9 protein-coding genes are annotated in these 11827 nt (G+C 67.4%); 5 read left to right on the forward strand and 4 right to left on the reverse strand.

The genetic code is table 11. From position 1 onward, the window contains the following. Positions 1-39: 39 nt before the first annotated feature. The 4 genes from ccmI (at position 40) to RSW2DRAFT_RS05770 (ending at position 2481) form a co-directional block, all read left to right on the forward strand. Entirely contained in the window at positions 40-1302 is a 1263-nt protein-coding gene (gene ccmI / locus RSW2DRAFT_RS05755) for a c-type cytochrome biogenesis protein CcmI (RefSeq protein WP_008028963.1), read from the forward strand. After that, entirely contained in the window at positions 1299-1781 is a 483-nt protein-coding gene (gene ruvX / locus RSW2DRAFT_RS05760) for a Holliday junction resolvase RuvX (protein WP_008028966.1), read from the forward strand. Before ccmI ends, ruvX begins: the two co-directional genes overlap by 4 nt. Next, positions 1778-2008 carry a DUF1289 domain-containing protein gene (locus RSW2DRAFT_RS05765; RefSeq protein ID WP_040671660.1) on the forward strand — a complete coding sequence of 77 codons (231 nt, stop codon included), beginning with the start codon at positions 1778-1780 and terminating at the stop codon, positions 2006-2008. Before ruvX ends, RSW2DRAFT_RS05765 begins: the two co-directional genes overlap by 4 nt. 143 nt (positions 2009-2151) lie before the next feature. Further along, positions 2152-2481 (forward strand): hypothetical protein, encoded by a 330-nt coding sequence (locus RSW2DRAFT_RS05770; protein WP_198008073.1) that lies wholly within the window; start codon positions 2152-2154, stop codon positions 2479-2481. A 3-nt stretch (positions 2482-2484) separates the two neighbouring features. Here RSW2DRAFT_RS05770 and RSW2DRAFT_RS05775 read toward each other — a convergent pair whose 3' ends face one another. Then, the gene (locus RSW2DRAFT_RS05775; protein ID WP_008028971.1) at positions 2485-3303 is read right to left on the reverse strand and encodes a sulfite exporter TauE/SafE family protein; all 819 of its coding nucleotides are present in this window, start codon (positions 3301-3303) and stop codon (positions 2485-2487) included. 123 nt (positions 3304-3426) lie between these two features. Here RSW2DRAFT_RS05775 and RSW2DRAFT_RS05780 point away from each other — a divergent pair, with 123 nt between their 5' ends. Continuing rightward, complete coding sequence (locus tag RSW2DRAFT_RS05780) at positions 3427-4608, forward strand: multidrug effflux MFS transporter (RefSeq protein WP_008028972.1); 1182 nt, start codon at positions 3427-3429, stop codon at positions 4606-4608. On the opposite strand, the gene dusA is transcribed toward RSW2DRAFT_RS05780, so the two are convergent. From dusA to RSW2DRAFT_RS05795, 3 genes are all read right to left on the reverse strand, one after another. Beyond that, complete coding sequence (dusA, locus tag RSW2DRAFT_RS05785) at positions 4596-5573, reverse strand: tRNA dihydrouridine(20/20a) synthase DusA (RefSeq protein WP_008028974.1); 978 nt, start codon at positions 5571-5573, stop codon at positions 4596-4598. The two genes, RSW2DRAFT_RS05780 and dusA, sit on opposite strands and share 13 nt — an antisense overlap. A 267-nt stretch (positions 5574-5840) precedes the next feature. Further along, positions 5841-9413 carry a TonB-dependent receptor gene (locus tag RSW2DRAFT_RS05790; protein WP_008028977.1) on the reverse strand — a complete coding sequence of 1191 codons (3573 nt, stop codon included), beginning with the start codon at positions 9411-9413 and terminating at the stop codon, positions 5841-5843. Positions 9414-9423: 10 nt separating this feature from the next. Then, positions 9424-11827: DUF7507 domain-containing protein (locus RSW2DRAFT_RS05795; RefSeq protein WP_156790645.1), on the reverse strand; the 2404-nt coding region annotated here is incomplete at its 5' end.

Consider the following 11827-nt stretch of genomic DNA (forward strand, 5'->3'; position numbering starts at 1 on the left):
CATCAGCCGTTACACCATGGGCCAACAGCGGGAGGCGACATGGCGGGCGACTGGGCGGGCGGGCAAGACTGGATGTTCTGGGCGGTTGCGGCGGCGGTGGCGCTGATGGTGGCGGCGATCCTGCTGACGGCGCTGTGGCGTGGCCGCGGTGCCGGGGCTCCGGCTGCGGCCTATGACCTGCGGGTGTATCGCGACCAGTTGGCCGAGATCGAGCGTGATGCGGCGCGCGGCGTGATTGCCGCCGACGAGGCTGCCCGTCTGCGCACCGAAGTCTCGCGACGGGTGCTGGAGGCGGACCGGGCGCTGGCCGCGGGGCCGGATGCGGCGGTGGCCTCGGGCGGCAATGGCGTGGTGATCTCGGGTCTGGTGGTGCTTTTGCTGGCGGGGGCGTTCTGGGGCTACTGGCGGCTGGGCGCGCCGGGCTATGCCGACCTGCCGATGTCGGACCGGATTGCCGCGGCCGAGCAAACCCGCACCGCGCGGCCCAGCCAGACCCAGGCCGAGGCGCAGTTCGGCCCCGGCCCGGCCGACCCCGCGACGCTGGACCCGGACTATCTGGCGCTGGTGGAAAAGCTGCGCCTGACCGTGAAAGACCGCCCCGACGATGTGCAGGGCCAGGAGATTCTGGCCAATGCCGAAGTGCGTCTGGGCAATTTCGCCGCCGCTCAGGTCGCACAGGCCCGGGTGATCGCGCTGAAGGCCGATGCCGTCACCGCCGAGGACCATGCGGCGATGGCCGAGTTGATGGTGATGGCCGCGGGCGGTTTTGTGTCACCGCAGGCCGAGGGCGAACTGACCAAGGCGATGGCGCTTGACCCGGAAAACGGCCTTGCCCGCTATTACGTCGGGCTGATGCAGGCGCAGATCGGGCGGCCTGATCTGGGATTCCAGACCTGGCGGGCGCTCTTGGAAGGCTCGAACCAGGGCGACCCCTGGGTGCGGACGCTGCTGGCGCAGATCGGCGACATGGCGGCGATGGCGGGGGTGGAGTATCAGGTGCCGGGTGCGTCGGCCCCTGCGATGCCCGGCCCGTCGCAAGGCGACATGGCGGCGGCGGCGGAGATGTCCGAGGCCGACCGCACCGCGATGATCGAAACCATGGTCGGGCAGTTGGCAACGCGGCTGGAGGCCGGTGGCGGCAGCGCCGACGAATGGGCACGGCTGATCGGGGCTTACGGCGTGCTGGGCAAGACCGACGAGGCGCGCGCGGCCTGGGCCAGGGCCAAGGCCAGCTTTGCGCTGAACCCCACCGGGCTGGAAACCGTGCAGGCGGCGGCACAAAAGGCCGGAGTGGCCGAGTGAGCGTCCTTGAGACCATCGAGGAGTTTGCCGCCACCCTGCCCGCCCGCCGCGCCGTTGCGGGGCTGGACTTTGGCGAAAAGACCATCGGCGTTGCGGTCTCGGACCTCTCACGCAGCGTGGCGACGCCCTTGCTGACCATTCGGCGGGTGAAATTCACCGACGATGCCGCGGCCTTGGCGAAGATCATCACCGAGCGGCAGATCGCCGGGCTGATCCTGGGCCTGCCGCGCAACATGGACGGATCCGAAGGCCCGCGGGCGCAGGCGACCCGGGCGTTTGCGCGCAACCTGTCGCGGCTGACCCCGTTGCCGATCGGTTTCTGGGACGAGCGTCTGTCCACTGTTGCCGCCACACGGGCGCTGCTGGAGGCGGATACGTCGCGAAAGCGTCGCGCCGAGGTGATCGACCATGTGGCGGCGGGGTATATCCTGCAAGGTGTGCTGGACCGCATGGCGCACATGACCCGCGAGGCAGGCTGATGGACAATATCTGGGCGCGTGACGAAGTGCAAAGCCCCTGCGTCAAGATCTGCGTCATTCACCCGACCGAACATCTGTGCATCGGCTGCCTGCGCAGCATGGCGGAAATCGCGTCCTGGTCGCAGCTGACCCCGGCGCGGCGGGCCGAGATCATCGCCGAACTGCCCGCCCGCGCCCCGCGTCTGGCCAAGCGGCGTGGCGGGCGTAACGGGCGGCAGGGCGAATAAGCACCCGCCCCGATTGCCAAATTCCCGCCTGGGTTGCATTGCCTGTGGCGCTTCGTCGCCAAAGGTCTGAAAGCCGCCGACCTGTGCGAAATTCACGTGACCGGCAGGGCGGGCTTTGCCACAACGCCCGAATGAACCCGTCAGTGCTTCCTGTGGACCAGATGATCGAGGCGGCCTTGCAGCACTTGCTGTCGGGGCACGGCGAGGCGCGCGGGCTGGCGCATCTGCTGGCGACGCGCTGGCCCGATCAGCCGGTGCTGGAGGTGATCTTTGCCATGACCTGTGCTGCCAGCACCATCGAGACCGAACTGGCCAGCCCGCGCGACCGCGAGATCGCCATCGAGACCTGGCGGATGGCCGCATTGCTGGCGGTCGATCTTTACGGCATGCGCCACCGCGATCTGCCCGCCGTCACCGCTGCCGATCTGCTGGCCTACTGGCAGCAGCACGACGGCTTCTTCCTGCCGGGTTAGGCCCTACCAGCCCGCCGCCTTGCGCAGCATGTTCAGCGCCACCACCAGGATGAACACGGCAAAGGCGCGTTTCAGCGGCCTTGGGTCCATCGCATGCGCCAGCCGCACGCCGAGGGGCGTGGTGATCAGCGTCATGGCGATGATCACGGCGAACGCGGGCAGGTTTACCGCGCCAACGGTGAACGGCGGTTTCACCGCGATGTCCAGCAGCAGGAACCCCAGCACCGAGGGCAGCGCGATGATCAGTCCGAACCCCGCCGCCGTCGCCACGGCGCGATGGATCGGCAGGCTGTAAAGGCTCATCAGCGGCACCCCGAACGTGCCGCCACCGATGCCCATCAGCACCGAAAAGAACCCCAGAGCGCCCCCCAGACCCGTGCGCGTGACGCCGCCCGGCATCTGCGGCCCCAGCCGCCAGTCGGCGCGCCCGAAGGCCATGTAAAGCCCGGCGATCAGCGCCAGCACGCCGAAGATGATCTGCAAGGTGGTGGATCGCAACTGGCTGGCCAGCGCCATGCCCAGCACCGCCCCTGCCGCGATCCACGGCCCCCAGGCTCGCAGGATCGCCCAATCCACCGCGCCCTTGCGGTTATGCGCCAGAACCGAGCGCACCGAGGTCACGATGATGGTGGCCAGCGATGTGGCCAGGCACACCTGCATCAGTTGCGGGCTGCCATAACCCAACTGCTCGAAGGTGAAGAAGAACGCGGGCACCAGCACGATGCCGCCGCCCACCCCCAGCAACCCGGCAATCACCCCGGCAAAGGCGCCGATCGCCAGCAGCAGCGCCAGCAGGGTCAGAAGCAGGGTCGGATCTTCCATGGACAACACTTTCGCAAGGGTTGCCCCGACATACCCCGCCCGCGCCGCTTGTGCCAGAGCGGCTCTGGCCTGCGGTGGTGGAATAGATTACTGTGATCTGCATGTTTCAGGCGGAGGCGTCGGATGGCTGATACCCTGTTGCGTCCGGCGCTGGTGCTGGGGTTGTTGTCGGCCGTCGGGCCGTTTGCCATCGACATGTACCTGCCGGCGATGCCCGCCATCGGTGCCGATCTGGGCGCCTCGGTTCCGGCCATGCAATCCAGCATCACCGCCTATTTCGCGGCCTTCGGGCTGGCGCAACTGGTTTACGGGCCATGGGCCGATCAGGCCGGGCGCAAGCTGCCGCTGTATGTCGGGCTGGGGGTGTTTCTTGTCGGCACGGCGCTGTGCATTGCCGCAGGGTCGGTGCAGGCACTGCTGGTCGGGCGCTTCGTGCAGGGGCTGGGAGGTGCCGCAGTGATGGTGGTGCCCCGCGCGATCATCCGCGACATGTTCACCGGGCATCAGGCGACGCGGCTGATGGCGGCGGTGATGCTGGTGATCTCGGTCTCGCCGTTTCTGGCGCCCCTCGCCGGGGCGGGCCTGCTGGCGGTGGCGGGCTGGCGCGAGATTTTCGGCGTGCTGGCGCTGGCGGCGCTGGTCAGCCTGATCACCACCCGATTCGCGTTGGCCGAGACCCTGCCCGCAGATCAGCGGCAGCCGCAGTCGATTGCGGTGCTGTGGCAGGGCTGCAAGACCCTGCTGGCGCATCGCGGCTTCATGGGGCTGACCTTTCTGGGCGGCTTTGCCATGGCCAGCTTTTTCGTGTTCATCGCCTCGGCGTCGTTCGTCTATGCGGCGGCGTTCGGGCTGTCGCCGCTGCAATTCTCGCTGGCCTTCGCGGTGAATGCGCTGGGGTTCTTTGCCGCCTCGCAACTGGCCGCCGGGCTGGGCCAGCGGATCGGCGCGCCGAAACTGATCGCCCGCGCCACCGCCGGGTTTGCCGCCATCACCTTGGCGCTGTTCCTGGTGGCGCTGAGCGGCCATGCCGGGTTGTGGCTGACCATCGCCGGGCTGTTCTGCGCCAATGCCTGTCTGGGGCTGGTGATCCCCACCGCCATGGTGCTGGCATTGGAGGAGCATGGCCGCATCGCGGGCCTCGCCGCCTCGCTGGGCGGCACCTTGCAGATGCTGGCGGGCGGCGCGATGATCGCGCTGTCGGGGCCGTTCTTCGATGGCACGGTGCTGCCGATGCTGGCGGCGATTGCGCTGTGCGGCGCGCTGGCCTTTGCCACCTCGCGGCTGGTGCTGGATCAGTCGGGCTGAACCTGCGCCAAAGCGGCGTCCAGCACTTGTAGCCCCGCGCCGTCACGCACCGCTTGTTCCGACAGCACCCGCCGCCAGCCGCGGGCACCGGGGCGGCCTGCGAACAGCCCCAGCATGTGCCGGGTGATCTGGTGCAGCTTGCCGCCCTGCGCCAGATGCGCCGCGATATAGGGCTGCATTGCCTCGATCACGCCGAAGGCATCGCGCCCCGGTGGGTCGCCCCACAACGTGTCGGCACCGATCAGCGTGGCGCCGGGGTCGTGATAGGCCGCCCGGCCGATCATCACCCCGTCCAGCCCCTGCGCCAGCAGCCCGCGCGCCTGATCCAGCGTCGCCACGCCGCCGTTGATGCTGATGGTCAGATCGGGAAACTCCCGCTTCATCCGCAGCACCAGCGGGTAATCCAGCGGCGGGATCTCGCGGTTTTCCTTGGGCGACAGCCCCTGCAACCAGGCCTTGCGGGCGTGGATGATGACATGGCCGACCCCGACGCCGCGCAGCATCTCCAGAAACGCCGGCAGCACGTCTTCCGGCACCTGATCATCCACTCCGATCCGGCATTTCACCGTCACCGGCACCGGGCTTGCGTCTTGCATCGCCGCCACGCAGGCGGCCACCAGCGCCGGTTGCAGCATCAGCACCGCCCCGAACGCCCCCGACTGCACCCGGTCCGAGGGGCAGCCGACGTTCAGGTTGATCTCGTCATAGCCCCAGGGCGCCGCCAACCGCACCGCCTGCGCCAGTTCCGCCGGGTCGGAGCCACCGAGTTGCAACGCCACCGGATGCTCGGCCAAGTCATAGCCCAGCAGGCGGTCGCGCGGCCCGTGGATCACGGCCAGCGCCGTCACCATCTCGGTATAAAGCATCGCCCGCGCCGTCATCGCGCGGTGAAAATAGCGGCAATGCCGGTCGGTCCAGTCCATCATCGGCGCGACGGACAGCTTGGCATGGTGATTTCTCTGCACTTCCTCTTACCTTCAACGCGAGGCCCGGACGGACTGCCTTGCGGGTCGTGGGCAACATTCCGGCTTGCACAAGCGGGTTGGCGCCTGCGGTCCGGTTTCGATCTGGTCGCAATAAACCACGGCGGCGGGTTGTCCGCCATGGGCACCCGGTTGCCGTCCATGGTTGCAAGAATCGATCCCGCGCCCCCGTGGCCGCCCGGCGCAAGGTGGCATGAACGCCCCCAGCGCGACCGGATGGCCCGTCAGCACCAGCGGCGTCCGCAGCCGTCAGAACTTGCTGATCAGGTTCAGGAACACGCCCTCGCGGTTGGTTTCCATACTGCGCAGATCGTCCGACACGCCCCCCCAGGAATAGCCGCCACCCAGGCGCAGGTTGTCGCCCATGTCGCGGTAAACCGCAACGAGTGCGCCGAACTCGGTGGTGTTCGCCTTGGGAAACGCCATCGCGCGGCTTTCGGCCATGATGTCCCAGTTGTGCACAACATGGTAATCCAGCCGCATGATCCCGAGATGGGCTTGCGAGCTGTTGAAGACGTTGCTGCCGCGCGCCGCCTCTTCACGCTGCCGGAAGCCGTATTTCACCCCCAGCGTGAACTGCTGGTTCAGATCGACACTGACCCCCATGTTCAGGATATGGCTGCGCTGCTTTGGCCCGTTCACGTCGCCGTCCACGTTCACCTGATCGCTGCCCGGCAGATCATAAAGGTAAGTGTAGCTGATCAGCGCGTTCACCCGGTCGTTGTCGATCGGGCGGTAGGCATAGCCCAGGCTCGCCTCGACATAGCGGCCATCGCGCAGATTGTCGGTATCGGCGTCGGAAAGCACGGCATCCAGATTGCCGATCAGCCGCCAGTTTTCGCTGGTGCGCCGGTCAAAGAAGCCCGACATCAGCAGGGTCTGGCGGTCTTGCACACGGGCCGGGTTGTTGCTGTCCTCGAACCGCAGCTCGCTGCGCAGGCCGGCGCTGAAATCCTCGCCGCCCGAGAATTTCACCCCGAACGACAGGCCTTGCCGCTGGATCGTGGTGCCATCGCTTTCGGTGTTTTCACCGGACAGAATACCGAAGTCATAGCGCCAGGTGTCCGACGGCGTGTAGGTCACCCCATAGGTGCTGGTCAGCGACGGCTCGCTGCCAAAGCCGCTATAGCTGTTTTCGGCCGTGTAGGCCCACCTGTCGCTCAGCCGGGTTTGCGCGCCAAACACCAGCGTGCCCTTGTCGCGGCCGGTCACTGTCGCGCTTTCGGCCACCCGCGTCGGGTCAAGCCGGTAGCCCAGCGAATAGGTGCTGCTCGCGTTCGGTGCCCAGGCAAGTTCCAGCCGCCCTGCAGCCCCAAGGCTGCCGTCCGACGCCTCGCCCAGCACGGTCCACGCCTCTGACAGCCGCGCCTCGGCGCCAAAGCCCAACCGGTTGTTCCTGCCAAGCCCGCCGGCATGGCGCAGCGTCGCCTGACCAAACACCCAGGCCGACAGATCGTCGTCCCGCGTCCAGGTCAGCTTGGCACCCAGATCGGTGCGGGTGCCGTTGTCCTCGGCCAGAGTGCTGCCCGGCGTGCTGCGGTCGGTATGGCCGGCTTCCAGTTCCAGCCCCAGCGTATCGCTGACTGCCAGCGCCACACCCAGCCGCGCATCGGTGCGTTCCTTGCCCGCCGCATCGTCGAAGCGGTCGGTGCCAAAGGTCAGGTCCACCCGGTCGGTCAGCCCGACCTCGCCATCCAGCCCATAGGTGGTCTGCGCGGTGGCAATTTCCAGATCGGGCGATGAAAAGCCCGCGTCCCGGCGGTCGAAATAGCCCGAGACGAAGCCCTTGCCGCCCAGATCGGCCAGATCGACCCGGCCTTCCACCCGCAAGCCATCGGCGGGTGCGCCCAGCACACCGGCACTTGGCGTTGCCGGATCAATCTCCAGCCCGCCATTCAGCGACAGTGACGAACCGAACCCCGGCCCCTCGCTGCGGGCCGCCTCGAACGACAGGTATGTGCCCTCGCTGTGGCGGAACAACACATCGGCCCCGACCAGCGTGCTGTCGGCCGCGCCGCTGTTTTCCTGCACGCCCGAAAGGCCGAAGCGCAGGCTTTCGGTCGCCCAGACCTCGGCCCGGCCGCCTGCTGAAACCCCGTTTACCGCGCCGGTGGTCGGCACATATTCATACTGCGCCACCAGATTGAGGTCATAATCCCCCAGCGGCCGGTCCGTCAGCAGTCCGCCCGCGCCGGCCGAAGGCGACAGCGGCGCGTTCAGGATCACCAGACCCTGCACATAGTCGATGCGGTAATCCGACCCCTCGACCAGCCGACGGGTGCTGACCACCCGGCCAGACACCGGATCGCGCGTCTCGATCAGCAGCGTCTCGGTGCCGCTTTGAATATCGCGGCGCGACAAGAAATAGGCGCTGCCGCCAGTGCCGCGGAACACATCGCGTTGCAGCAGGCTGTCGGGTTGCGCCGCATAGCCGGTAAAGCGGAACCGCGCCTCGCCATTTGCCATCGTCTCGGTGGCACGCCATTCGCCCTTCAGCCCGTAAAGCGCCCGGTCCGACCGGACCACCAGATCCAGATCCTCGGTCGGCTTGAAGTCGCCCCACATCAGGTGGCTGCCGTTCCGTTCGACCTTCAGGAACAGCTTGCCCGAGGTGGGGGCCAGGTTTTCCTTGCTGGAATCGTCGCCCGTGGTGACCCAGACATCCTCGTCCTCGATCCCGGCCAGCACCTGATCGGGGTGCTTGCGGCCGAAATCGCGGAACAGGTCGCGCAATTCATCCTCGCGCGTGTCCACCATGGCGGTCAGCTGCGTGCCATCCGCCGTCACCCCCTGCGCAAAGCCCGCGATGCGGCCACGCTTCCAGGTCTTGTCGGTCACCAGGTCGCGGCCCAGCGTCAGATCGACGATGCCGGTGGCAAACACCTCGCGCGCCGGGATGGTGACGTTGCGGACCTCGCTGGTGCTGCCGACGCCGATCTGCACACCGTGCTCGCCGGGCGGCAGGATGCGCTGCACGATGAAACCGCGATGCAGGTCCTGGATCACCGGCTCGCCCATCACGGTGATGCGGGTGCCCGCAGGCACATCAAGGCCGGTCACCGTCACCGCGCCACCGCGCACCGGGATGCGCCGCCGCGCCGTGCGGTCCTCGCCCTCGCCCGCCGCCACGATCGGCCCATCCAGTTCGGGATCGGCCAGCCGCCTGGCCGACCGCGCCAGCGGCAGCACGGCGGTTTCATCATAGCGCCCGGCACTGTCATAGACCCGCAGCACATAGTCCATCTCCGGGTCGCCGCCTGCAGGCATCACCCAGTCAGCGACGCCATTGGGTGCAATCGGCACCAGCGTCACCCGGCCATCGCGGTCGCGGATGCGCACTTCGGCCTTGGCGATCCAGGCCGGATAGTTGGAGAAGGCGCGAAAGCTGACCCGTTCCCCCGCCACATAGCTGCGCCGCATGTCCACGGTGCTGACGTTCAGCTTGGGCTTTGCGCCCAACCCGTCATAGCTGAGCTGCACGCCCATGTCTTCCAGGCTGCGGTCCACGGCGCGGATATCGCCCTGCACCACCGGATCGCCGGCAATCGTCTGGCGCGGCCCCCCGGCGCGGACCGGGTCGATCGAGATCGAGAATCCCAGATCTCCCACCGCGGATGCCCCGTCATCCTCGGTGTTGGCCCCGATTTCACGCGCCACCACCTGGCCTTGGTTGGCCTGGAAACAGCCCTCGGGCAGCACGCCGCCCACCAGCGCGCAGCCTTGGGTTTCCGCCATGGCGGCGCTGGCCATCAACGCCAGCAACGCCGAGCTGCCCGCCAGTCTTGCCATGCTGCGTCCGGTTCTGCCTGTCTTGCGGTCCATCACACAGCCCTCACTCGTTCACGGTCTTGCTGGACCGGCGTTGGATCACCGTTTCCACGTTCAGTTGATAGCGCCCGTTGGCCGGCCACAGCTTGCGCAGCACCCGCTCCACCGCTTTCATCCGCTGGCGGGCCAGCGCTTCGCTTTCGCCGGCAACCAACTGATAACTCAGTCGCAGCATTGCCGGCGTGTCGGCAATTTTGGCCACCATCTGCTCCAGTGCCGCAATCAGTTCCGGACGCGGTTTTTTCGCATCGTCGCCGGTGCCAAAGGCCTTGCCGGACAGATCAACCCGCACAATCCGGCTGATCGTGGCGCCGAAGTTCATCTTGGTGATCATGCCGGGCGTTACCCGCACCACCCGCGGGTTTTCGGTGGTCAGACGATAGCCTGACGGCAGCGTCCGCGTGTCCAGCTTCAGCATGAAGTTCGACCCGATGTCGGCAGGCAGCGCCGCGCAGGGCACACTGAAGCGGCCATGCACGTCGGTGGTGATCGCCAGCCCGTTCGGCGCGATCAGTCGCACCGCCGGCAGGCCCTTCTCGCGCTGCGGCTCTTCCAGTGCGCCCCATTTCCCGGCACCATAAGTCTGGTCGGTCAGCGCCGCCCGGTCCTCTTTCGGCTCGCCGTTGTAATAGCCGTCCTGGTTCAGGTCGTCGAACACCCGGCCGATCACGGTCGAGCAATCGAACACCGGCTCGACCGCGACCCGCACTGTCGCCACCGCGTCCGGCGTCACCGGCTGCCCGGTCAAGGGGCTGACACCGCGTGCCACGTTGTCATGGTCCCCCGGCCCGGCACTTCCGGCCACCAGCACCTCCAGCACCACTGCGGCACTGCCGCCCGGTGCCAGCGACACACCCTCCCAGGTCAGCGTCCGCCCGCCTGTCACCGGCTCGGTCGCAACACCCGCCACCGTCGCCGTGCCGATCTGATAGACAAAGCCCTGCGGCAGCACGTCCACCACGTCCGTGACCGAGGTCAGCGTGGCCGAAGTATTGGTGACCGTGATCGTATAGGTCACCACCTCGCCCGGCGACACCAGCCCGCGGTCCACCACCTTGGTGATGGTCAACCCGCCCAGGCCCATGACCGGCGAAACCACCGCATCGTCATCCGAAACCACCAGCCCCACCGGCGAAACCCCGGTGGCAGTGCCGGTCAGCGTCACCGTTTCCGCCGCCACATCCGCCAGTGTGATCGTGTAGGTGTTGCCAGTGCAGACCAGAGTCTGCGTCTCGCCCACCGCAAGGCTGATCGGCGTGCAGGTCAGCCCCGGCATCGGCAGGCTCAGGCTGGCCGGGTCCATGTTGGCATCGCTCAGGGCCACTTCGCCGGTGTTGGTGACCGTGAAGGTGTAGATGATCACATCGCCCGCATCTATGATGCCATTGCCATTGGTGTCGGTGATGTCGGCAATCGCGATATCCAGATGGATCTCGGGGCGGCCGACAATCGTCACCGTCGGGTCATTGGCCGGGTCGTCATCGGTGACACCTGTGCCATCCGGGGTTTCCGTGCTGCCCGGATCGGTGACCGGACTGCCATCCGGGTTGGTCCCGGTGTCGGATGTATCGGTCACCGTCACCGGATTGCCGCTGCCATCCAGGATCGGATCGCCCGCCGCCGTGACGGCCATGCCTGTCACTTCGGCGGTGTTCTCGACATAAGACCGCACCACATCCGCCGCCGTCACCGTATAGCTGGCGGTGAAGCTGGTGCTGTCGGTGGCACCAATGGCCAGACTGATCGGCCCACCCGCCACCGTTACCAGCGGGTCGGTTACCCTGACGTCTCCCAGAACAACGTTGCCGGTGTTCGTCACTTCGAAGGCGTAGTTCAGCGTATCCCCCTGATCGAGGTAGCCATTGCCGTTGACGTCCACAGAACCGGTCAGCCGCTTGATCAGCGTGATCTGCGGCGCAGGCTCCAGCAGCGCCACCGTCGGGTCGTTGGTCGGGTCGGCGTCGGTGGCGCCAGTGCCGTCGGGGCTTTCGGTCGTGGCCGGGGCCGCCACCGGCGTGCCGTCCGGTGCCGTGCCGGTATCGGAGGTGTCGGAGGTGGTGACCGGGTTGCCCGATCCGTCCAGAATATCGCTGCCCGACGAGGTCACCGCCCGGCCCGTCGTCGTGGCGGTGTTCTGCACATAGCCGCGGTCCACGTCGGCTTGGGTCAGCACATAGGCCGCGGTGAAGCTGGTGCTGTCCGTCTGGCCGATCGCCAGACTGACCGGCCCGCCCGAGACCGATACCAGCGGATCGCTGACCGTCACGCCTGCCAGCGCCACGTTGCCGGTATTGGTCACGGCAAAGCCATAACGCGCCGTATCCCCCGCTCCGATCAGACCATCCCCCGTGGTATCCACCACCGAAGACAAGGACTTGAGCAGAACAATCCCCGGCGCAGGCTGCAGG

This window comes from Rhodobacter ferrooxidans (assembly GCF_000176015.1).
GTDB lineage: Bacteria > Pseudomonadota > Alphaproteobacteria > Rhodobacterales > Rhodobacteraceae > Pseudorhodobacter_B > Pseudorhodobacter_B ferrooxidans.

Bases quoted from the DNA above. Each gene is read 5' to 3' on its own strand.
- ccmI (WP_008028963.1), top strand. From the start codon at position 40: ATGGCGGGCGACTGGGCGGGCGGGCAAGACTGGATGTTCTGGGCGGTT.
- RSW2DRAFT_RS05775 (WP_008028971.1), bottom strand. From the start codon at position 3,303: ATGGAAGATCCGACCCTGCTTCTGACCCTGCTGGCGCTGCTGCTGGCG.
- RSW2DRAFT_RS05780 (WP_008028972.1), top strand. From the start codon at position 3,427: ATGGCTGATACCCTGTTGCGTCCGGCGCTGGTGCTGGGGTTGTTGTCG.
- RSW2DRAFT_RS05790 (WP_008028977.1), bottom strand. From the start codon at position 9,413: ATGGACCGCAAGACAGGCAGAACCGGACGCAGCATGGCAAGACTGGCG.